General features: G+C 68.2%; 16 protein-coding genes, 5 tRNA genes and 7 pseudogenes. 18 read left to right on the forward strand and 10 right to left on the reverse strand.

All coding sequences use genetic code 11. The annotated features are described in order from the left end of the window. Nucleotides 1-66 precede the first annotated feature (66 nt). The 6 genes and pseudogenes from recA to LJB71_RS05805 all read left to right on the forward strand — a co-directional run bounded on the left by recA (nt 67) and on the right by LJB71_RS05805 (nt 5,081). Nucleotides 67-1,100: pseudogene (recA, locus tag LJB71_RS05780) on the forward strand (recombinase RecA). Further along, nucleotides 1,097-1,600, forward strand: coding sequence for a recombination regulator RecX (gene recX, locus LJB71_RS05785; RefSeq protein WP_259303436.1), 504 nt, complete (start codon nt 1,097-1,099; stop codon nt 1,598-1,600). Before recA ends, recX begins: the two are co-directional and overlap by 4 nt. 192 nt (nt 1,601-1,792) lie before the next feature. Further along, nucleotides 1,793-4,440: pseudogene (gene alaS / locus LJB71_RS05790) on the forward strand (alanine--tRNA ligase). Nucleotides 4,441-4,573: 133 nt separating this feature from the next. Next, on the forward strand, nt 4,574-4,768 hold the full coding sequence (gene csrA / locus LJB71_RS05795; protein WP_259303437.1) for a carbon storage regulator CsrA: 195 nt from the start codon (nt 4,574-4,576) through the stop codon (nt 4,766-4,768). 56 nt (nt 4,769-4,824) lie between these two features. Then, a tRNA-Ser gene (locus LJB71_RS05800) sits at nt 4,825-4,917 on the forward strand. A gap of 87 nt (nt 4,918-5,004) precedes the next feature. Continuing rightward, nucleotides 5,005-5,081 (forward strand) — tRNA-Arg (locus LJB71_RS05805). A gap of 116 nt (nt 5,082-5,197) precedes the next feature. Here the strand turns inward: LJB71_RS05805 and LJB71_RS05810 are convergent. The 3 genes and pseudogenes from LJB71_RS05810 to LJB71_RS05820 form a co-directional block, all read right to left on the reverse strand. Beyond that, nucleotides 5,198-5,439, reverse strand: a pseudogene (locus LJB71_RS05810) (IS3 family transposase); the annotation flags it as partial. 66 nt (nt 5,440-5,505) lie between these two features. Then, nucleotides 5,506-5,582: transfer RNA gene (locus LJB71_RS05815), tRNA-Asn, on the reverse strand. A 91-nt stretch (nt 5,583-5,673) separates the two neighbouring features. Continuing rightward, nucleotides 5,674-6,204 (reverse strand): GspH/FimT family pseudopilin, encoded by a 531-nt coding sequence (locus LJB71_RS05820; protein ID WP_259303438.1) that lies wholly within the window; start codon nt 6,202-6,204, stop codon nt 5,674-5,676. 176 nt (nt 6,205-6,380) lie between these two features. On the opposite strand from LJB71_RS05820, the pseudogene uvrB reads away from it, so the two are divergent. The 11 genes and pseudogenes from uvrB to LJB71_RS05875 all read left to right on the forward strand — a co-directional run bounded on the left by uvrB (nt 6,381) and on the right by LJB71_RS05875 (nt 16,568). Further along, nucleotides 6,381-8,430: pseudogene (gene uvrB / locus LJB71_RS05825) on the forward strand (excinuclease ABC subunit UvrB). 60 nt (nt 8,431-8,490) lie between these two features. Further along, a tRNA-Val gene (locus LJB71_RS05830) sits at nt 8,491-8,565 on the forward strand. 248 nt (nt 8,566-8,813) lie between these two features. Next, nucleotides 8,814-10,715 carry a threonine--tRNA ligase gene (gene thrS / locus LJB71_RS05835; protein WP_259303439.1) on the forward strand — a complete coding sequence of 634 codons (1,902 nt, stop codon included), beginning with the start codon at nt 8,814-8,816 and terminating at the stop codon, nt 10,713-10,715. 92 nt (nt 10,716-10,807) lie between these two features. Further along, nucleotides 10,808-11,332 (forward strand): translation initiation factor IF-3, encoded by a 525-nt coding sequence (gene infC / locus LJB71_RS05840; protein ID WP_259304747.1) that lies wholly within the window; start codon nt 10,808-10,810, stop codon nt 11,330-11,332. A 332-nt stretch (nt 11,333-11,664) separates the two neighbouring features. Continuing rightward, a complete protein-coding gene (rpmI, locus tag LJB71_RS05845; protein WP_027083463.1) occupies nt 11,665-11,862 on the forward strand; it encodes a 50S ribosomal protein L35 in 198 nt (65 codons plus the stop codon). Nucleotides 11,863-11,875: 13 nt separating this feature from the next. After that, nucleotides 11,876-12,235 carry a 50S ribosomal protein L20 gene (gene rplT, locus LJB71_RS05850; protein WP_114960882.1) on the forward strand — a complete coding sequence of 120 codons (360 nt, stop codon included), beginning with the start codon at nt 11,876-11,878 and terminating at the stop codon, nt 12,233-12,235. A gap of 146 nt (nt 12,236-12,381) precedes the next feature. Next, nucleotides 12,382-13,392 carry a phenylalanine--tRNA ligase subunit alpha gene (gene pheS / locus LJB71_RS05855; protein ID WP_259303440.1) on the forward strand — a complete coding sequence of 337 codons (1,011 nt, stop codon included), beginning with the start codon at nt 12,382-12,384 and terminating at the stop codon, nt 13,390-13,392. 8 nt (nt 13,393-13,400) lie between these two features. Further along, nucleotides 13,401-15,776 carry a phenylalanine--tRNA ligase subunit beta gene (pheT, locus tag LJB71_RS05860; RefSeq protein ID WP_259303441.1) on the forward strand — a complete coding sequence of 792 codons (2,376 nt, stop codon included), beginning with the start codon at nt 13,401-13,403 and terminating at the stop codon, nt 15,774-15,776. Between the two features lie 12 nt (nt 15,777-15,788). Beyond that, nucleotides 15,789-16,091 (forward strand): integration host factor subunit alpha, encoded by a 303-nt coding sequence (locus tag LJB71_RS05865; RefSeq protein WP_259303442.1) that lies wholly within the window; start codon nt 15,789-15,791, stop codon nt 16,089-16,091. Continuing rightward, nucleotides 16,084-16,440, forward strand: a complete 357-nt coding sequence (locus LJB71_RS05870; RefSeq protein WP_259303443.1) for a MerR family transcriptional regulator — start codon at nt 16,084-16,086, stop codon at nt 16,438-16,440. Before LJB71_RS05865 ends, LJB71_RS05870 begins: the two co-directional genes overlap by 8 nt. Before the next feature lie 51 nt (nt 16,441-16,491). Further along, nucleotides 16,492-16,568: transfer RNA gene (locus LJB71_RS05875), tRNA-Pro, on the forward strand. Between the two features lie 446 nt (nt 16,569-17,014). Here LJB71_RS05875 and LJB71_RS05880 read toward each other — a convergent pair. The 7 genes and pseudogenes from LJB71_RS05880 to LJB71_RS05910 form a co-directional block, all read right to left on the reverse strand. Further along, nucleotides 17,015-17,266 (reverse strand): annotated as a pseudogene (locus LJB71_RS05880) (transposase); the annotation flags it as partial. 108 nt (nt 17,267-17,374) lie between these two features. After that, nucleotides 17,375-17,767 carry a DUF302 domain-containing protein gene (locus LJB71_RS05885; protein WP_259303444.1) on the reverse strand — a complete coding sequence of 131 codons (393 nt, stop codon included), beginning with the start codon at nt 17,765-17,767 and terminating at the stop codon, nt 17,375-17,377. Nucleotides 17,768-17,777: 10 nt separating this feature from the next. Further along, nucleotides 17,778-18,560 carry a 3-hydroxybutyrate dehydrogenase gene (locus LJB71_RS05890; protein ID WP_259303445.1) on the reverse strand — a complete coding sequence of 261 codons (783 nt, stop codon included), beginning with the start codon at nt 18,558-18,560 and terminating at the stop codon, nt 17,778-17,780. A 2-nt stretch (nt 18,561-18,562) separates the two neighbouring features. Next, nucleotides 18,563-18,958 carry a hypothetical protein gene (locus tag LJB71_RS05895; protein WP_259303446.1) on the reverse strand — a complete coding sequence of 132 codons (396 nt, stop codon included), beginning with the start codon at nt 18,956-18,958 and terminating at the stop codon, nt 18,563-18,565. A 77-nt stretch (nt 18,959-19,035) separates the two neighbouring features. After that, nucleotides 19,036-19,494 (reverse strand): acetoacetate decarboxylase, encoded by a 459-nt coding sequence (locus tag LJB71_RS05900; RefSeq protein ID WP_259303447.1) that lies wholly within the window; start codon nt 19,492-19,494, stop codon nt 19,036-19,038. Between the two features lie 35 nt (nt 19,495-19,529). Continuing rightward, a pseudogene (locus LJB71_RS05905) lies at nt 19,530-19,781 on the reverse strand (acetoacetate decarboxylase family protein); the annotation flags it as partial. Further along, on the reverse strand, nt 19,774-20,919 hold the full coding sequence (locus LJB71_RS05910; RefSeq protein ID WP_259303448.1) for a patatin-like phospholipase family protein: 1,146 nt from the start codon (nt 20,917-20,919) through the stop codon (nt 19,774-19,776). The gene LJB71_RS05910 and the pseudogene LJB71_RS05905, both read right to left, overlap by 8 nt. Before the next feature lie 339 nt (nt 20,920-21,258). Between LJB71_RS05910 and LJB71_RS05915 the strand changes: the two are divergent. After that, a pseudogene (locus tag LJB71_RS05915) lies at nt 21,259-21,442 on the forward strand (IS5/IS1182 family transposase); the annotation flags it as partial. Between the last annotated feature and the right edge of the window lie 285 nt (nt 21,443-21,727).

The following is a 21,727-nucleotide window of genomic DNA, read 5'->3' on the forward strand; positions in this document are numbered from 1 at the left end:
ATCCGTGCGACGCGCCCCGCTTAAGCTGACCCCATTCCAAAGATCACCCACTGAAGGAGCACCACGATGGACGAGAACAAGAAGCGCGCGCTTGCGGCGGCCCTGGGCCAGATCGAGCGCCAGTTCGGCAAGGGCTCGGTGATGCGCATGGGCGACCGCACGGTGGAGGCGGTGGAGACCATCGGCACCGGCTCGCTGATGCTGGACATCGCCCTCGGTATCGGCGGCCTGCCCAAGGGCCGGGTGGTGGAAATCTACGGGCCGGAGTCCTCGGGCAAGACCACCTTGACCCTGCAGGCCATCGCCCAGTGCCAGAAGGCCGGCGGCACCTGCGCCTTCATCGACGCCGAGCACGCGCTGGACCCGGTGTACGCACAGAAGCTGGGCGTCAACCTGGATGACCTGCTGCTGTCGCAGCCGGACACCGGCGAGCAGGCGCTGGAAATCGCCGACATGCTGGTGCGCTCCAACGCCATCGACATGGTGGTGGTGGATTCGGTGGCCGCGCTCACCCCCAAGGCCGAGATCGAGGGCGAAATGGGCGACCAGCTGCCCGGCCTGCAGGCCCGTCTGATGAGCCAGGCCCTGCGCAAGCTGACCGGCAACATCAAGCGCAGCAACTGCCTGGTGATCTTCATCAACCAGCTGCGCATGAAGATCGGCGTGATGATGCCGGGCCAGAGCCCGGAAACCACCACCGGCGGCAACGCGCTCAAGTTCTACGCCTCGGTACGCCTGGACATCCGCCGCATCGGTAGCATCAAGAAGGGCGAGGAGATCATCGGCAACCAGACCCGCATCAAGGTCGTGAAGAACAAGCTGGCCCCCCGTTCAAGCAGGTCGTCACCGAGATCCTGTACGGCGAGGGCATCTCGCGCGAGGGCGAGCTGATCGACATGGGCGTGGACGCCAAGCTGGTCGAGAAGGCCGGCGCCTGGTACAGCTACGACGGCGAGCGTATCGGCCAGGGCAAGGAGAATGCCCGCCAGTACCTCAAGGAAAACCCGGCCGCGGCGCAGAAGCTGGAAGCGGCGCTGCGTGAAAAGTTCGTGCCCGAGGACGCCGCGCGCGAGGAAGGCGACGCCGGCGACGAAGAGTGAGCCATTCCGGCGGCGGCGACGAGGCGGCGTCCTCGTCAGCGTCGGGGCGTCGCCGCCGCCCGGAACCCACGCCCGTGCAGCGGGCGCTCGGCCTGCTGACCCGGCGCGAACATTCCCGCCACGAGCTGGTCCGCAAGCTCAAGCAGCGCGGGGTGGACGCCGATGCCGCCGCCGCTGCGATCGACCGCCTGGCCGAAGCCGGCTGGCAGGACGATGCCCGCTTCGCAGAGGCGCTGGTGCGCAATCGCGCCGGCAGCGGCTACGGGCCGGCCTACATCCGCGCCGAGCTGGGCACCCACGGCCTGCCGGCCGACCTCGTCGAGGCCGCGCTGGAGGCGTACGACGGCGACTGGATCGACAACGCCCGCCAGCTGCTCCGGCGGCGCCACCCGCAGGCGCTGGACGGCGACCGCGAGGCCCGCCGCAAGGCCGCGGACTTCCTGCTGCGGCGCGGGTTCGGGATGGACGCGGCGCGTGCGGCGCTGGCGGGCCGGGACTGACGGCGGCAGGGGCGCGGGGCTGCGCTCGATCAGGGCGGGCGATCGGCACGATCGAATGATCCGATCGCGCGGGCGCCGGCCAAGCCCCGGCGCGGCCTGTAAACTGGCGGCATTGGGTTGCCAACTCGAGTCCGCGGCCGCATCGTGATCGGCCTGCGGGTGCGTGGCTGCCCGCCACCCTCCGATGCCCGCATGAATACGCCCGTCAAGACCACCTCCGACATCCGCCGCGACTTCCTGGAGTTCTTCGCCTCCAAGGGCCATACCATCGTGCCGTCCGCGCCCCTGGTGCCCGGCAACGACCCGACCCTGCTGTTCACCAACTCCGGCATGGTCCAGTTCAAGGACGTGTTCCTGGGCGCGGAGAAGCGCAGCTACGTGCGCGCGGCCGACGTGCAGCGCTGCCTGCGCGCCGGCGGCAAGCACAACGACCTCGATTCGGTCGGTTATACCGCGCGCCACCACACCTTCTTCGAGATGCTGGGCAACTGGTCGTTCGGTGACTACTTCAAAAAAGAAGCCATCGCCTGGGCCTGGGAGCTGCTGACCGAGGTCTGGAAGCTGCCGAAGGAGCGCCTGCTGGCCACCGTCTACCACACCGACGACGAGGCCTACGCCATCTGGCGCGACGACATCGGCCTGCCGGAAGACCGCATCATCCGCATTGGCGACAACAAGGGCGCGCCGTACGCCTCCGACAACTTCTGGCAGATGGCCGACACCGGCCCCTGCGGCCCCTGCACCGAGATCTTCTACGACCACGGGCCGGGCCACTTCGGTGGCCCCCCGGGCTCGCCGGACGAGGACGGCGACCGCTACATCGAGATCTGGAACAACGTCTTCATGCAGTTCGACCGCGCCGCGGACGGCACCCTGATGCCGCTGCCCGCGCCCTGCGTCGATACCGGCATGGGGCTGGAGCGCATCACCGCGATCCTGCAGGGCGTGCATTCCAACTACGAGATCGACCTGTTCCAGACGCTGATCAAGCGCGCGGCCGAGCTGACCGGAACGGCCGACCTGGAGAACAAGTCGCTGCGGGTGATCGCCGACCATATCCGCGCCTGCGCCTTCCTGATCGTCGATGGCGTGTTGCCGTCCAACGAAGGGCGCGGCTACGTGCTGCGCCGGATCATCCGCCGCGCCCTCCGCCACGGCTGGATGCTGGGCGTGCGCCAGCCGTTCTTCCACAAGCTGGTCGCCACGCTCGATAGCCTCATGGGCGAGGCGTATCCGATCCTGCGCGAAGGCCGCGGTACCGCCGAGCGCGCGCTGCTGGCCGAGGAGGAGCGCTTCGCCGAAACGCTCGATGCCGGCATGCGCATCTTCGACGACGTGGCGGCCAGGGTGGCCGATGGGGTGATTCCCGGCAGCGACGCCTTCCGCCTGTACGACACCTACGGCTTCCCGCTCGACCTCACCCAGGACATGGCGCGCGAGCGTGGGATGACGGTGGACGTGGCCGGCTTCGACGCCGCGATGGCGCAGCAGAAGGAAACCGCGCGCGCGGCCGGCAAGTTCGGCGGTGGCGTGCAGCTGCCGGCCGAGCTGGCGGCGCGGCTGGCGCCCACCCGTTTCCTCGGCTACGACACGCTCCAGGCCGGTGGCCTGGCGGTGCTGGCGCTGCTGAAGGACGGCAAGCCGGTGGAGGTGGTGGAGGCGGGCGAGGACGCCATCGCGATCCTCGACGCCACCCCGTTCTATGCCGAGTCCGGCGGCCAGGTGGGTGACACCGGCGAGCTGGACGGGGTCGAGAGCCGCTTCACGGTGCATGACACCCTCAAACTCGCCGGCCAGTTCCACGGCCACGTCGGGCGCGTGCAGTTCGGCCGCCTGCGGGTGGGCGATCACGTTCACGCCGCGGTCGATGCGGCCCGCCGCGGCGCGACCGTGCTCAACCACAGCGCCACCCACCTGCTGCACGCCGCATTGCGCGAGGTGCTGGGCACCCACGTGCAGCAGAAAGGCTCGCTGGTCGCGCCGGACCGGCTGCGCTTCGATTTCTCGCACTTCCAGCCGCTGACCACGGCCGAGCTGGCCGAGATCGAGCGTCGGGTCAACGCGCAGATCCGCGCCAACCACGCCGGCGAGATCCGTCACATGGGGATGCAGGAGGCGCTGGACTTCGGCGCCATCGCGCTGTTCGGCGAGAAGTACGGCGAGCGCGTGCGCGTGCTGCGCTTCGGCGAGGCGTCCACCGAGCTGTGCGGCGGCACCCACGTCGGCCGCACCGGCGACATCGGTCTGTTCAAGATCGTCAGCGAGGGCGGCGTGTCCGCCGGCGTGCGCCGGATCGAGGCCGTCACCGGGCAGGGCGCGCTGGATTACGTGGCGTCCGAGGAGCACCGCCTGCACGAGGCCCGCGCAGCTGCTGGGCGGCAATGCGGGCGATGTGGCCGACAGGCTGCGCGCGCTGCTGGAACGCCAGAAGAAGCTCGAGCCGTGAACTGGAGCGGCTCAAGGCCAAGGCGGCCGCGGGCGCGACCAGCGACCTGGCCGGCCAGGCGCGTGAGGTGGCGGGCATCAAGGTGCTGGCCGCGCGGCTGGAAGGGGTCGACGCCAAGGCCCTGCGCGAGGCCATGGATCGCCTCAAGCAGCAGCTGGGCGATGCGGTGGTGGTGCTGGCCGGGGCCGAGGGCGGCAAGGCCGCGCTGGTAGCCGGCGTCTCCGGTACTGCCTTGGGCAAGATCAAGGCCGGCGAAGTGCTGGGTGAGGTCGCGCGTCAGGCCAACGGCAAGGGCGGCGGACGCCCGGACATGGCCCAGGGCGGTGGCGAGGATGGCCCGGCGCTGGTCGCCGCGCTGGCCGGCGTGCCGGACTGGGTGCGGCAGCGGGTGTGAGCCGCGCATCCACGGAACAGGCGGTGCTCGGCTTGTCGAAGCGGAAGCCGGGCCAGTATGATCGGATGGACTGGATGTCTGCGCGGCCGTATCCCCGGGCGCGCAAGAGCGCCAGCGACAGGGGAGTTGCGCGATGTTGATCTTGACCAGACGGGTAGGCGAGACCTTGATGATCGGCGATGCGATCACCGTCACCGTGCTCGGCGTAAAGGGCAACCAGGTGCGGATCGGTATCACCGCGCCCAAGGACGTGGCCGTGCACCGGGAAGAGATCTACCAGCGCATCCAGAGCGGCGAAGACGGCAAGGGCGAACAGAAGTCGTCCTGAGGTTTGCCGGAACGCGCTCGAGCCTGTATTCTTGCCGGCTCGCGGATCGCCTCAACGGAGACTTGCCCGAGAGGCCGAAGGGGCTCCCCTGCTAAGGGAGTATAGGGTCAAAAGCTCTATCGAGGGTTCGAATCCCTCAGTCTCCGCCACTTGCGGCGAAACGCGACGATCGGCACGGAAGCGAATTTTTTCGTTGACGTGCAGGCAGGGTTTCCCCATAATCCCGCTTCTTCTTTGCGCCCGTAGCTCAGTTGGATAGAGCACCAGGCTACGAACTTGGGGGTCGGAGGTTCGAATCCTTCCGGGCGCGCCATCCAAGCAATCAAGCCGCTGATTTCAGCGGCTTTTTTTGTGGCTCTTTGCCCATCTGAGAGGCCCGTAGCCAGGGCGTCGGTTTGGCGGCTACGTCGAACCGAACCGACGAGCGGGTTGCTGGTTGACCTTGTCCAGCGGACACGGCGTCGTCTTGTCGCTGACCGTGGTCTTGACCGCCCGGCCGCGGATCACCCCTGCAGGCCGAGCCGCCGCATCAGCCGCTCCACCGTGCAGCGGGCGACATCCAGGCCCTCGCGCCGCAGCTGCTTCCAGACCTTGCGCACGCCGTAGACCTGCCTGTTCTCGTCCCAGGCCCGACGGATCTCGACGCACAGCGCGTCATCTTTCCGGGCCCGGATCCGCCGTGCGGCCCACAAAAGACGAAGGCCGCGACAGTGCGCGGCCTAAGTACATGATGCGTATGGCGCCCGAAGTTGGACTCGAACCAACGACCCCCTGATTAACAGTCAAGTGCTCTAACCGGCTGAGCTATTCGGGCGAGGCCGCGCATTGTATGTGGCCTTTTCGGGAAGGGCAAGCCTCGGGGTGGTGGGTGCGCCGGCCATGGCACGCGGGGTGCGGCGTGGCGGTCACGCCGGGCAGGCGGCGCCCGGGACTGCGCGTTCGCTGCGCGGGCGGCCGACGTTGTTCACGATCACGCGTGCCAGCAGCTGGCCGCGCGGGTTGCAGATCGAGAGGGTGAGATTGCTGCCGGCGCTGCTGCCGTCGGGCAGATAGCGCAGCTGCTGGCGACCGCCACTGCTGGCGATGCGCAGGTGACGGCTGGTGGGCGTCTGCTCGACCCGCAGGATGTCCTCGCCCGCGTCCGGGCGGCGGTTGCCGTCGTCGTCCACGAACAGCATCCAGCCGCCGCTCCAGTCGCTGCCAGACAGGCAGCTGCTGCCGTCCGCGCTCGGGCACAGCACGGTGCGGTGATTGCGACTGACCGCGGCAGCGCGCGCCAGCTGCATTTGGCTGGTCAGCGCAGAAACCGCCGCGTTGGCACGGTGGTGTTCGACCAGGCCGGACAGCGAGGGCAGGGCGGCGCCAGTGGCGATCGCCAGGATCGCGCAGGTGATGATGAGTTCGACCAGGGTGAAGCCGGCAGGGCGGTGCGGCATGGCGGTATTCCGGTTCCGGGGTGCGTACAGGCTGCGCTCCGGCACATCGGGGCGGGATCGGACGGCGCAGGCCGCGGGGGTCGGAAAATGCCCGTGCGTAGCGCCGGGGTTTTCCGCGCAGGCCGCGCGCATGGCGCGGGCGTACACTCAGCGGTTGCCTCCCGACGTGCCTGCCGATGAGCCAGCCTGTTCCCTCCGATCTCGACCTGAGCACCACGTCCGCCGGCTTCCAGCTGGTCGCGCCGTACCAGCCCGCGGGCGACCAGCCGCAGGCGATCGAAAAGCTGGTCGCCGGGTTCGAGAACGGCCTGGCCAAACAGGTGCTGTTGGGCGTCACCGGCTCGGGCAAGACCTACACCATCGCCAACCTGATCCAGCGGGTGCAGAAGCCGACCCTGGTGATGGCGCCCAACAAGACCCTGGCGGCGCAGCTGTACGGCGAGTTCAAGGCGTTCTTCCCGCACAACGCGGTGGAGTATTTCGTCAGCTACTACGACTACTACCAGCCGGAAGCCTACGTGCCGTCCAGCGACACCTACATCGAAAAGGACAGCGCGATCAATGACCACATCGAGCAGATGCGGCTGGCGGCGACCAAGGCGCTGCTGTCGCGCCGCGACACCATCGTGGTGGCGTCGGTGTCGGCGATCTACGGTCTCGGCGCGCCGGAGGACTACCTGGCGATGCGGCTGATCCTGTCGCGCGGCGAGCGCATCGACCAGCGCGAACTGCTGCGCCATCTGACCACCCTGCAGTACACCCGCAACGAGATGGCGCTTGAGCGCGGCACCTTCCGCGTGCGCGGCGAGACGGTGGACGTGTTCCCGGCCGAATCCGACCTGGAAGCGCTGCGGATCGAGCTGTTCGACGGCGAGATCGAGCAGCTGTCGATGTTCGACCCGCTGACCGGCGAGATCTTGCGCCGGCTGCCGCGCTACGTGGTCTATCCCAAGACCCACTACGCCACCCCCGCGCGAGCGCACTCTGGCGGCGGTGGAGAGCATCAAGCAGGAGCTGCGCGAGCGGCTGGAATATCTGTACGCGCAGAACAAGCTGGTCGAGGCGCAGCGCCTGCAGCAGCGCACCCAGTTCGACCTCGAGATGATGGCCGAGGTCGGCTACTGCAACGGCATCGAGAACTACTCCCGCCACCTGACCGGGCGCGCGCCCGGCGAGCCGCCGCCGACCCTGTTCGACTATCTGCCGGGGGACGCGCTGCTGGTGATCGACGAGTCGCACGTGACCATTCCGCAGATCGGCGCGATGTTCAAGGGCGACCGCTCGCGCAAGGAGACGCTGGTGGAATTCGGCTTCCGGCTGCCGTCGGCGCTGGACAACCGCCCGCTGCGCTTCGAGGAATGGGAGGCGCGCGCGCCGCGCAGCGTGTATGTCTCGGCCACGCCCGGGCCATACGAGCTGCGCGAGGCCGGCGGCGAGATCGTGGAGCTGGTGGTGCGGCCGACTGGGCTGGTCGATCCCGAGGTGGAGATCCGCCCGGTGGCGACCCAGGTGGACGACCTGCTGTCGGAAATCCATGCGCGGGTGGCACTAGGTGACCGTGTGCTGGTGACCACGCTCACCAAGCGCATGGCCGAGAACCTCACCGACTACCTGTCGGAACACGGGGTCAAGGTGCGCTACCTGCATTCCGACGTGGACACGGTGGAGCGGGTCGAGATCATCCGCGACCTGCGCCTGGGGGTGTTCGATGTGCTCGTGGGCATCAACCTGCTGCGCGAGGGCCTGGACATGCCCGAGGTGTCGCTGGTGGCGATTCTGGATGCCGACAAGGAAGGCTTCCTGCGCAGCACCGGGTCGTTGATCCAGACCATCGGTCGCGCCGCCCGCAACCTGCGCGGCAAGGCCATCCTGTACGCCGACCGGATCACCAACTCGATGCGCGCTGCGCTGGACGAGACCGGTCGCCGCCGCAACCGCCAGCTGGAATACAACGCCGCGCACGGGATCACCCCGCAATCCGTGCAGCGCGCCGTGCGCGACGTGATGGAGGGCGCGCGCGCCGAGCCGGGCGAGCTGAAGGGGCGCGGCAAGGCCAGGCGTGTCGCCGAGCCGGAGCTCGAGTACCTGCGGATGAGCCCGGCCCAGCAGGCCGCGCGGCTCAAGGAGCTGGAGCAGAAAATGCACCAGCACGCCCGCGACCTGGCGTTCGAGGAGGCCGCGCGCGTGCGCGACCAGATCCGCAAGCTGCGCGAGGCCAGCCTGTAGGAACTTGTCGGCGGCCGCGTTCCCGGGCTACAATCCGCGCCCCCGCACTGCGGGGATCACGGGCGGTTAGCTCAGCGGTAGAGCACTACCTTGACATGGTAGGGGTCACAGGTTCGAACCCTGTACCGCCCACCACGCGGATGCCGCGTGGCAACGAATCCGGAGAAGGTGGCCCGCGGAAACGCCGGCCGAGCGTGCGACATGGACACTACCCGCATCCCGCGCTGACCCCGCCGACGCATTCGTGCCATCCCGCTTGAGTGGATCATCGAAAGGCGCCTCGGCGCCTTTCTGCGTTTCCGGCTCCGTCCTTCCCGCTTCGTCCGTCCCCGATCCCACGCGCCCGGTCGCCCTTGCCCGGCCTTCCCCACAGAGCAGCTCCCATGATCTCGATCACGCTTCCCGACGGCTCCCAGCGCCAGTTCGATGCCCCGGTGACGGTCCAGGAGGTGGCGGCCTCGATCGGCGCCGGTCTGGCCAAGGCCACCCTGGCCGGCAAGGTCGATGGCCGCCTGGTCGATGCCAGCTACCGCATCGACCACGACGCCAGCCTGGCCATCGTCACCGACAAGTCGCCAGAAGCGCTCGACATCCTGCGCCATTCCACCGCGCACCTGCTGGCGCAGGCCGTGCAGCGCCTGTTCCCGGGCGCGCAGGTCACCATCGGGCCGGTGATCGACAACGGCTTCTACTATGACTTCGCCTACGAGCGCCCGTTCACCCCCGAGGACCTGCCGGCGATCGAGGCGGAGATGCACAAGATCGTCAAGGAGGCGCTGCCGGTCAGTCGCCACGTGAAGTCGCGCGATGAGGCGATTGCCTTCTTCAGGGGCCTGGGCGAGCACTACAAGGCCGAGATCATCGAATCGATTCCGGCCGACGAGGAGCTGTCGCTGTATACCCAGGGCGAGTTCACCGACCTCTGCCGCGGCCCGCACGTGCCGGGCACCGACAGGCTGCGCGCGTTCAAGCTCATGAAGGTCGCGGGCGCCTATTGGCGCGGCGACCACAACAACCAGATGCTCAGCCGCATCTACGGCACCGCCTGGCTGAGCGAGAAAGATCTCAAGGTCTATCTGCACCAGCTGGAGGAAGCCGAGAAGCGCGACCACCGCAAGATCGCCAAGGCGCAGGACCTGTTCCACCTGCAGGAAGAGGGCCCGGGCCTGGTGTTCTGGCACCCCAAGGGCTGGAGCATCTGGCAGACCGTCGAGCAGTACATGCGCAAGGTCTATCGCGACACCGGCTACGGCGAGGTGCGCTGCCCGCAGATCCTCGACGTCGAGCTGTGGAAGAAATCCGGCCACTGGGACAACTACAAGGACAACATGTTCTTCACCGAGTCCGAGAAGCGGACCTATGCGGTGAAGCCCATGAACTGCCCGGGCCACGTGCAGGTGTTCAACCAGGGCCTGCACAGCTACCGCGACCTGCCGATCCGCTACGGCGAGTTCGGCGCCTGCCATCGCAACGAGCCGTCCGGCGCGCTGCACGGCATCCTGCGCGTGCGCGGCTTCACCCAGGACGACGGCCACATCTTCTGCACCGAGGACCAGGTGGAATCCGAGGTGCGCGCCTTCCACCAGCAGGCCCTGAAGGTCTATGCGGACTTCGGTTTCTCCGACATCCAGATCAAGATCGCCCTGCGGCCGGAGTCGCGGCTCGGCGACGACGCCACCTGGGACAAGGCCGAGGAGGCGCTGCGCGGCGCGCTGCGCGCTTCCGGGGTGGAGTGGGAGGAGCTGCCGGGCGAAGGCGCCTTCTACGGCCCCAAGATCGAATATCACCTCAAGGACGCCATCGGCCGCACCTGGCAGCTGGGCACCATGCAGGTGGACTTCATGATGCCGGCCCGCCTCGGCGCCGAGTACGTGGATGAGCACAGCCAGCGCCGGCATCCGGTGATGCTGCACCGGGCCATCGTCGGCTCGATGGAGCGGTTCATCGGCATCCTGATCGAGCACCACGCCGGCCAGCTCCCGGCCTGGCTGGCCCCGGTGCAGGCGGTGGTGATGAACATCACCGACGCCCAGGCCGAGGCCGTCGAGGCGGCCCGGAAAACCCTTGCGAATCAAGGCTTCCGGGTGATTTCCGATTTGCGCAACGAAAAGATCGGCTATAAGATTCGCGAGCACACGCTGCAGCGCGTGCCGTACCTGCTGGTGGTCGGGGACCGCGAGAAGGAGACAGGCACGCTCTCGGTGCGCACGCGGGGTGGGGAAGACCTCGGTAGCATGTCCGTCGATGCCTTCGCGGCGCGTTTGCGCGGAGAGGGCGCCGGCTGACGGCGGCCGGCCCGCGACAGACGCCGGCACGGGATTCCGGAATCCCGCGCCGAACCGGCCCGCACGGGCCAACCTTTGGAGACAGTTCCACAATCAGTACCCCCGACAGCAAGCAGAACCGTCGCAATCACGAGATCCGCGTCCCGCGGGTGCGCGTGATCGGCAGCGACGGCGAGATGATCGGCGTGCTTTCGCGCGACGAAGCCCTGCGCATGGCCGAGGACGAGGATCTCGACCTGGTCGAGATCCAGCCCAATGCGGATCCGCCGGTGTGCAAGATCATGGACTTCGGCAAGTTCAGGTTCGAGCAGCAGAAGAAGGCCAGCGAGGCCAAGAAAAAGCAGAAGCTGGTCGAGATCAAGGAAGTGAAGTTCCGTCCGGTCACGGACGAGGGCGACTACCAGATCAAACTGCGCAAGATGCGCGAGTTCCTGGCCGAGGGCGACAAGGTCAAGGTCAACATCCGCTTCCGTGGCCGCGAGATGAGCCACCAGGAACTGGGTCGCGAGATGGCGGCGCGGATCGAGGCCGACCTCGGCGAGGACATCGTGATCGAATCCCGTCCGCGCCTGGAAGGCCGGCAGATGGTGATGATGATCGCGCCGAAGAAGAAGTGATGTTCGCGGCCGGATCCCGCAGGCGACTGCCGGGCGTCCCGGCCGCCAAGCCAGTATCGGGGAGCGACTGGCCGGGGCGCCCGGCAGTCGCGCACTCGGGATGCGCGGGACATGCACTCGCTGATTTACAAGGCTAAAGATTGCAAACCCGGCGGCAGCCGGCCATAATGACCGGCCCGGTTTGCCGGGCATGTTGTTCGTTGTACCCATGGACCCGCCCCGATCCTTCCGGATCAAGGGCTTACCCACCGGTCGGGCAGGATGGAAAGCGTGGCGCCGCCGCAGGGCACTGCCGCCGCCCAGGCCAGTTCTAGATTTCGCAAGGATCCCCAATGCCCAAGATCAAGACCAACCGGGCGGCGGCCAAGCGCTTCCGGAAGACCGCTTCCGGCAAGTACAAGTGCGGCCACGCCAACAAGAGCCACATCCTCACCAAGAAGGCGACCAAGCGGAAGCGCAACCTGCGGCAGACGAACCACGTTCGTGCCGAGGACGCGGGCCGTCTGGACCGCATGCTTCCGTATCTCTGAGGAGGGCTAGACCATGGCACGAGTCAAGCGTGGCGTCGTCGCACGTCGCAGCCACAAGAAAATCCTGAAGGCCGCCAAGGGCTACTACAACGCCCGCCGCAAGGTCTTCCGCGTCGCCAAGCAGGCGGTCACCAAGGCCCAGCAGTACGCCTACATCGGCCGCAAGCAGAAGAAGCGCCAGTTCCGCACCCTGTGGATTGCGCGCATCAACGCGGCTGCGCGCGCCAACGGCATGAGCTACAGCCGCTTCATGAACGGCCTGCTGAAGGCCGGCATCACCCTCGACCGCAAGGTGCTGGCGGACATCGCCGTGCACGACGCGGCGGGGTTTGCGGCCCTGACCGAAAAGGCCAAGGGCGCTTTGGCGGCGTAAGCCGTCGATCCACACGCAAACCCGCCTGCGGGCGGTGAAGACCGGCGGCGCAGGCCGCCAAGACGTGGGGAAGGGCGCAAGTCCTTCCCCATGTTCGTTTACAGGGGCGTGCTTTCCACAGGGCGGGCCCAGGGGCCGGAAACCAGATGAGCGAAATCGAATCCCTCTCCACCCAGGCGCTGGCCGACATCGCCGCCGCCGATACTCCGGACGCGCTGGAGGCCCTGCGCGTGGGCCTGCTTGGCAAGAGCGGTCGCATCACCGCGCAGCTGAAGGCGCTGGGGGCGCTGCCGGCCGACCAGCGCAAGGCCGCTGGCGAGGCGATCAACCGCGCGCGTGATGCGATCGCCGCGGCGCTGTCCGCGCGCAAGGCCGAACTCGATGCGGCGGCGCTGGACGCGCGCCTGGCCGGCGAGACCATCGACGTCACCCTGCCGGGGCGCGATCCCGGCCGCGGCGGCGTGCACCCGGTCAGCCGCACGCTGGAGCGCATGGCCGAGATCTTCGGCCGCCTCGGCTACGAACTGGCCGACGGCCCCGAGATCGAGGACGACTGGCACAACTTCGAGGCACTGAACTTCCCGCCGCACCACCCGGCGCGTGCGATGCACGACACCTTCTACTTCCCGGACGGGCGCCTGCTGCGCACCCACACCTCGGGCGTGCAGGTGCGCTACATGCAGGACCTGCTGGCGCGCGGCGGGGTACCGCCGCTGCGCATGATCGCCGCCGGCAAGGTCTATCGCAGCGATTCCGACCAGACCCACACTCCGATGTTCCACCAGGTGGAAGGCCTGCTGGTGGACGAACGCGCCAGCTTCGCCGACCTCAAGGGCACGCTGGCGGAATTCGTGCGCGCGTTCTTCGAACGCGATTTCCAGATGCGCTTCCGCCCCAGCTACTTTCCCTTCACCGAGCCCTCGGCCGAGGTGGACATCGCCTGGCAGCAGGCCGACGGCAGCACCCGCTGGCTGGAAGTGCTGGGCTGCGGCATGGTGCATCCCAACGTGCTGCGCAATGTCGGCATCGACCCCGAGCGCTACACCGGCTTCGCCTTCGGCCTGGGCGTGGAGCGCTTCGCGATGCTGCGCTACGGCGTGGACGACCTGCGCGCGTTCTTCGAGAACGACATGCGTTTCCTGAAGCAATTTGCCTGAGGCCGCCGATGAAATTCTCTGAAAACTGGCTGCGCCAGCACGTCAAGACCACGGCGACCCGCGATGAATTGACGGCGACGCTGACCGCGATCGGCCTCGAGGTCGAGGAGATGACGGTGCTGGGCGAGGCGCTGGATGGCGTGGTGGTGGCCCGCATCGCCGATTGCGCCCGCCATCCGGAAGCCGATCGCCTGCAGGTGTGCCAGGTCGATGCCGGCGCGCACGGGATGCTGCAGATCGTCTGCGGCGCGCCAAACGCGCGCCCCGGGCTGGTGGCACCGCTGGCCACCATCGGCACCCGCGTGGGCGAGATGACGATCAAGGCCGCCAGGCTGCGCGGCGTGGACTCCAACGGCATGCTGTGCTCGGCCAAGGAGCTTGGCCTCGATGCAGACGCGTCGGGGCTGCTTGAACTGCCGGCCGACGCGCCGGTGGGCACGCCGCTGGCCGAATACCTCGGCCTGCCGGATGCCTGCATCGAACTCAAGCTGACCCCGAACCGCGCCGACTGCTTCGGTGTGCGCGGCATCGCCTTCGACGTGGCGGCGGCTACCGGTTGCACGGTGGAGCCGCTGGCGGCCGATCCGGTCCCGGCGCAGAACGAGGCGGTGCTGGCGGTCGAACTGCAGGCCGGCGCGGACGCCCCGCGCTTCGTCGGCCGCGTGATCGAGGACGTGGATGCGCGCGCGCCCACCCCGGTGTGGATGGCCGAACGCCTGCGCCGCAGCGGCATCCGCCCGGTCAGCCTGCTGGTGGATATCACCCAGTACGTGATGCTGGAGCTTGGCCAGCCGATGCACGCCTACGACCGCGACCTGCTGCGCGGGCCGATCGGCGTGCGCCATGCGCGCGACGGCGAGGTCCTGCGCCTGCTCAACGGCGACGAGGCCATGCTGGACCCGCAGTTCCTGGTCATCACCGACGCCGACCGCGCGGTCGGCCTGGCCGGGATCATGGGCGGCGACGACACCAAGGTCGGCGCGGCCACCCGCCACGTGTTCCTGGAGGCCGCCCACTTCGCGCCGGCCGCGATCATCGGCCGCAGCCGCAGGCTCGGCCTGCACACCGATGCCGGCCACCGCTTCGAACGCGGCGTGGATCCCGAACTGCCGCGGATCGCGGTCGAGTACGCCACCCGGCTCATCCTCGCCGTCGCCGGCGGCCGTCCCGGTCCGGTGGTGGAGGCGGTGCTGCCCGAACACCTGCCGCGGCCGCGGACCATCGCGCTGCGGCGCGCGCGGCTGGCGCGGGTGCTGGGCGCGCGGGTGGATGATGCCGAGGTGGCGCGCATCCTCGCCGCGTTGGGCCTGGCGGTCGAGGCGACCGGCGACGGTTGGCAGGTGACCGCGCCGAGCCGCCGCTTCGACCTCGCGCTGGAAGAGGATCTGATCGAGGAAGTGGCGCGCATCCACGGCTACGATGCGATCCCGGCGACCCTACCGGGCGGCGCCACCCGGCTGGCGCAGCCGACCGAGGCGCGCGTCGGCGAATACGAGCTGCGCCGCCAGCTGGTCGCCCGCGACTATCTGGAGGCCATCAACTACGCCTTCGTGGATGCCGCGCTGCTGGAGACCTGGCAGGCGCAGGCCGGCGCGGTGGCGCTGGCCAACCCGCTCAGCGCCGAACTCGGGGTGATGCGCACCGCGCTGCTGCCCGGACTGGTGCAGGCGTTGGCGCGCAACCGCGCGCGTCAGCAGCCGCGGGTGCGTCTGTTCGAACTCGGCAAGACCTTCAGCGCCGAGGCCGGCGGCGGCGCGCCGCGCGAAACCGCCTGCCTTGCGGCGGTGGCCTGCGGCGATGCGCGTGCCGAGCAGTGGGGGGTGCCGGCGCGCACGCTCGACTTCCACGACCTCAAGGGCGACCTCGACAGCGTGGCCGCGCTGTGCGGCGCGGTGCTCGACTACCGCGCGGAGGCGTCGGCGCACGCGCATCCCGGTCGCAGCGCCGGGGTGTATCGCGACGGCGAGCGCATCGGCTGGATCGGCCAGATGCATCCGCGCCTTGCGCAGATGCTGGGGCTGGAGGCCGATGTCTATGCCTTCGAACTCATGCTGGCGCCGCTGCTGGCCCGTCCGCTGCCACGCGCACGCGCGCTGTCGCGCTACCCGTCGGTGCGCCGCGACCTCGCCGTGGTGGTGGCCGAAACGGTGCCGTGGGCGGCCGTGCGCGCCACCGTCGAGGCGGCCGCCGGGCCGCTGCTGCGGCAAGTCGAACTGTTCGACCGCTACGCCGGCAAGGGCATCGAAACCGGTTGCAAGAGTCTGGCCATGGCCTTGATTTTGCAGGACGAATCGCGCACGCTGACCGACCGCGACGTGGACGCCGTGGTGACGGCCGTGGTGGCCGCACTCGGTGACCGGCACGGCGCGGTCATCCGGAGCTGACAGGGGGCGACGATGGCATTGACCAAGGCCGACATGGCCGAACGCATCTACGAGGACGTGGGCTTGAACAAGCGCGAGGCGAAGGAATTCGTCGATGCCTTCTTCGACGCCCTGCGCCAGGCACTGGAGCAGGGGCGGCAGGTGAAGCTGTCGGGCTTCGGCAACTTCGACCTGCGCCGCAAGAACCCACGTCCGGGCCGCAATCCGAAGACCGGCGAGGAAATCCCGATCACCGCGCGCACCGTGGTGACCTTCCGTCCGGGCCAGAAGCTGAAGGAGCGGGTCGAGGCCTGCACGGGGGCGGTGCATGCTTGACCCCGGCAGCAATCGCGAACTCCCGCCGATTCCCGCCAAGCGCTACTTCACCATCGGTGAAGTCAGCGAGCTGTGCGACGTGAAGCCGCACGTGCTGCGCTACTGGGAGACCGAGTTCCCCAGCCTCGAACCGTCCAAGCGCCGCGGCAATCGCCGCTACTACCAGCGCCACGATGTGCTGATGGTGCGCCAGATCCGCAGCCTGCTGTACGAACAGGGCTACACCATCGGTGGCGCACGCCTGCGGCTGGAAGGCGAGGGCGCCAGGCAGGAGTCGGCGCTCGCTCACCAGATCGTGCGCCAGGTGCGCGCCGAGCTGGAGGAAGTGCTGCAACTGCTGCGCCGGTGATGCCGCGAGGCGTCCACGCCCACGCGCATCGGGTATAATGCGCAGCCTCATCGGGGTATAGCGCAGCCTGGTAGCGCACTTGTCTGGGGGACAAGTGGTCGTCGGTTCAAATCCGGCTACCCCGACCAACTCCCGCGCCGGCATCCGTCCGCGCCCGCAGAACCCCCGGCCCCCGGGGGTTCTTGCTGTGCGGGTTCCTGCCCTGTTCTGGCCAGCCGCGAACGCATTGCGCTTGGCACCTTAAGAACCGAGGCAAGCCGCTGGTCACGGCAAGCTGGTCGCGGCGACCACCGACCTCGGGCTCTAGGGAAGATCAACTCCGTCACTTTCGGCGAGCATTGATCATCGTTTCAAGGGGAAGGTCGATGCAGCTGCCGCTCGGTGATGCCGAGGATCTTGGGGGCCGCAAGCGCACGCGGCGCGATGTGTTCCTGGCCGAGCAAGCAGCAGCGACGAGCAGCATGGTCCGTGGCTCTGTTCGGGCGACTGTGCGTCTGTCCGGCCGTAGCGGATCGCCCAGGTTTCGTGGGCTCCGGGTGGCCTTTTCGATTTCCCCGGCGCCCGCCGGGCGCATCTATCCCGCCAATCGGGCACGCGCCAGGGACAGGTTCGCCAGCCCCAGCACCACGAAGCTGCGATTGGCGTTCTTCTCCAGACCCCGGTAGCGCACCTTGGCGAAGCCCCACAGCAGCCGCTTTACCACCGCGAACACGTGCTCCACCCGGGCCCGGATCTTCGACGTGTTGCGGTTGCGGCGGCGTTCGGCCTCATCCACCTCGCCACCCTTGCGCACTCGCTGATTCGTGAAATCCTTCGCCCGCGGCGCGCGCTCAACGAAGCCGGCGGCCAGCGGAATTGCCGCATCAGCGGCAATTCCGGTCAGGGTGTTGTCGTGAAGATGCGCCCGTCCCCAGGCCATCCCCGTCCATCTTTTTTAGAGGGCCGCGATCGCCCGCGCAAGGCGTGCGCGCACCTCTTCGGCGATCCCGCTCAGCTCGGGGCGTTCCGCGCGACCCAGCGAGGCTACGGGATCGACGGCTGATACCTCGATCGTCCCGTCCTTGTCCTGCACGATCACATTGCAGGGCAGCAGCGCGCCGATCTTGTCCTCGATCTCCAGCGCCTTGTGGGCGTAGCCCGGATTGCAGGCGCCGAGGATGCGGTAGGCCGGGCGCTCGACCCCGAGTTTTGCCTTGAGCGTGGCGGCGATGTCGATTTCGGTCAGGATGCCGAACCCTTCTTTCGCCAGAGCCGCCCGGGCGGCCTCGACCGTGGCATCGAAGCCGGCACCCGGCAGTGCACGGGTGATGTGGAAACTGCCGCTCATCGCTACATCCTCATGCCATGTTCCAGCCGTGACTGACGTTCAGCGCCTGGCCGGTCAGCGCGTTGGTGGGGAAGGCGGCAAACATGAAGGCCACTTCGGCCACGTCCTCGACCGTGGTGAATTCCTTGTCCACCGTCTCGCCCAGCATGATGTGCTCGATCACTTCCTTCTCGGAAATGCCGAGTTCCGCCGCCTGTTCGGGGATCTGCTTTTCCACCAGCGGCGTGCGCACGAAGCCGGGGCAGATCACATTGGCGCGGATGCCGTGCTGGCCGCCTTCCTTGGCGATCACGCGGGCAAGGCCCAGAAGCCCGTGCTTGGCGGTGACGTAGGCGGATTTCAGTGGCGAGGCCTCGCGCGAGTGGACCGAGCCCATGAAGATGATGGCGCCGGCGCCACGCGCCTTCATATGCGGGATGCAGGCCTTGGAGGTCAGGAAGGCGCCGTCGAGATGGATCGCCAGCAGCTTCTTCCAGTCGGTAAAGGGGAAGTCCTCGACCGGATGGACGATCTGGATGCCGGCGTTTGAAACCAGCACGTCCACGCCGCCGAAGGCCTCGGCCACCCGTGCCACGCCCGCATTGACCTGGTCCTCGCTGGTCACATCCATCGCAATCCCGATCGCGCGGCCGGGGCCCTTGGCCGTCAGTTCAGACGCCACCGCATCGGCGGCCTCCTGCTTCAGGTCGGCGATCGCGACCCACGCGCCCGCCCGCACATAGCGTTCCGCGATGGCCCGTCCAATGCCGCTGGCGGCGCCGGTGACGATGCAGGACTTGTTTTTCAGATCCATGGTCATTCCTCCTCGGTTCGACCGCACAGCGGCCACATTTCGGAAAGCGAGGCATCGCCCCGCAGGTCATACAGCAGCGCCTGCCCGGGATGGGCGAGGTTGGTGCAGGGCTGGTGGATAGTCCCGAACACGCCCGCGGCGGCGGAAGATCCGGTGAACCACCAGGCGGTGCCGCTCGCGGTTATCAGCGTCGCCGGCAGAACTCCCGGTCCATGCGCCGCGGAAGCGGGCGCCGGGCCTTCGATGCAATGCGGCAGCTGCCGTCGCATCAGCATGCCAAACTGGGCCTTCGTATCCACCCAGGGCGCCGCGCGCCAGGCGGCAGAGGGCCAGGGAAACTGCACACCGGCCCCGGTGCCGATCCGCCGCAGCGGCATATTGCCGAGCTGCCAGATCAACGCAGGCGCCATGCTACCGCGCAAGCGCCGGTTGGCACGTCCATGGTGGGGAGCTTTGGGCATCGCCGCCGCCGCCGTCACTTCCCGCCCTCCAGGTAGTCATGCACGACCGATCCCAGGCCCAGGGTCAGGTCGGTCAGGATATGCACCGCCGAAACCACCTCGCGCACCGGCAGGTCGGCCACCGGCGCCAGGGCATGGTGGAAGAGCTCCAGATGCGCCGGACCCTCCCAGGCGCCCTTGATCGTCACGTCCTCGCAGGCATAGCGAACCAGCTCGCAGATGCGCGGGCTGCAATCGACATGGGGGATGATCTTGAGCAGGAAGGCAGGCGCTTCGACCGCTGCCTTCGCGCGCACCGTATCGAAGGGGCGGTGCTTGTAGCCCATGGTCGCATTGGCGATACGCAGCGAGCCCACGTCCAGCGTGCCGACCAGGGCGTCCTTCTCCACCCGCAGCCGTGGCTGGGCGAGTTTCTTGGGAAAGCCCCAGATCTCGCGCCCGCCGGCGATGGGGCTTTCGTCGTCGAGATACATCGCATGGACATAGCCCCCGCCTCGCCCCGGAACCGAACCGGGATCACCTGGCCGCTTTCGGTGTAATTGCCGAAGCCCGTGCTGTCGGGCATGCGGATGAACTCGAATTTCACCAGCGGCTCGTCCACCTCCAGCGGTGCGGGAACCACCGCGCGCAGCGCGTCGATGTCGGTCCGGTAGGTGATCACCAGGAACTCGCGATCGACGAAGCGATAAGGGCCACGCGGATAGGCCGGGCTGGTCAGCGGCATGGCGAAAGCGCGTGCACGTACTTCGTCTTCAGTCATGGTGACTCTCCTCGCGGTGGTCGTTGACGGTCAGGTCGAAGACATGCATGCCCTGCGCGGCGGGGTCGTGATCAGCCAGCATCGGATGGGCGAGGCTGCGCGCCACATCCGCATCGCCCGCCTGCCAGTGGCGCCGCATCGCCGCGCGGCCGAAATCGTAGTCCTTCGCCCCCGTCTCATAGGGCTTGCCACGATAGATCAGGTGGATGAGCGTGAGCGGCCCGCGTGCGGACGGGGCCAGCAACGGCGCAACCACGGGGTGCGACTTCAGCGTCTCGGGCAGTGCCTGGGCATGGGCCTGCAGCACGCAGGCAAGATCGTGCATCTGGCGCATCCGGTCGGTCACGGTGCGGGTCCGGCTGGAAAAGCGGATGTCCTTCTCGCGCGCTTCGACCGCCCAGAGCGAATGCGGGACCGGGCCGCGGGCGGAAAACAGATCCATCTGCCAGATGACGAGGGGGGCATGAGTGGCCCGTGTCTCAACCACGCGCGCCAGCGGCGTGTTGGAGACAAGGCCGCCGTCCCAGAACCATTCGCCCTCGATCCCTACCGGTGCGAAACCCGGCGGCAGCGCGCCCGAGGCCATGATGTGTTCCGGCTCGATGCGGCGCTCGGCGCTGTCGAACCAGACGAAATTGCCGGTGGCGACATTCACCGCACCGACCACGAGCCGCACTGGGCCATCGTTGAGCAGGTCGAAATCCACCAGCGCCTCGAGCGTCGCGCGCAGCGGTGAAGTGTCATAGACCGAGGCGCGGGCCGGATCGCCCGGCGGGGCCAGGGCGGCAGGCGGCAGACGCGGGGCGAAGAAGCCGGGCGCGCCTACCGTCAGCGCCATTGCCGGCCCGAAGGCATCCAGCCCTGGCAGTGCGGTGGCCCGGCTGATCCTCTCCCAGAAGGCCGTCAGGCGCTCGGCCCGCCGCTCGGGCGGGTTGCCGGCAATAAGCGCGGCGTTGATCGCGCCGATCGAGATGCCGGCCACCAGATCCGGCCGAATGCCGGCTTTGTCCAGGCGGCAAACCGACCCGGCTTGATAGGCGCCGAGCGCGCCGCCCCCTGAAGCACGAAGGCCGTGCGATGACTGCTGTTCTGTTTCATCCACGCTGCTCCCTGCGCCACGGTTCCGCACGGCGATCATCGTCCAATCGCCTTCGATGAACCAGCCATCGAGGCGGTCGCTGCCGGATCAATCCAGGCCTTTGCGAACAAGCCTTGTGAGCGCTGCGGATAGGGCGATCGCTCCGGTGGTCACGGCAGGGCCCGAGTCTTGGCCAAGATCGAGACTAAAACTAAAACTAAGACCACAAGCCTGAGGCTAAGATTAAGGATGGTCAGCGACGCTATGATGACTGTCAATCCGGAATCGCGTATCCGCCGGAGCGTTGTCATTTCTCCGTTTTCCGCATTCACGTAAGGAAGCTTCGAACAGTTCCGCCACCGTCGATGACAATCCGTTATCGCTTCAAGGGTGGTCTCGATGCAACTGGCGTTCGGTGACGGCGAGGATCTGGGGGCGCAAGTGGGCGCGGCGCGAGGTGTTCCTGGCCGCGATGGACCGGGTGGTACCGTGGCCGCTGCAGGCGCTGATCGCACTGCACCCCCTAACACCGGGCCGCCCCGGCCGGCAGCCGCATCCGCGGGCGACGATGCTGCGCATCCACTGTCCAGGGCAAAACGCCGGCCACGCGCCGGCGTTTTGCTTTTCTGCGCCCGACATCGCCCTGCTGCCAGATGCGGGGGGTGATGCGATCCCTCCAGAGGCGCCGGAGATGAGGTTGCGCTCCGTTCGTCCCGCTCGCCTGTGGGAGAACGGGGCTGCATCCGGCTGCAACGCAGCCGCTGCGCCCGCGTGCGCCGCTGGGATCCGCTGGGTGCGTCGCGGCAAGGGGGGGCTTAGCTGATATAAAATAAATCAATATTGATGTTGATACTTGTCACTTAGATGT

The sequence above is a fragment of the Thermomonas sp. S9 genome (assembly GCF_024704365.1).
Classification (GTDB): domain Bacteria; phylum Pseudomonadota; class Gammaproteobacteria; order Xanthomonadales; family Xanthomonadaceae; genus Thermomonas.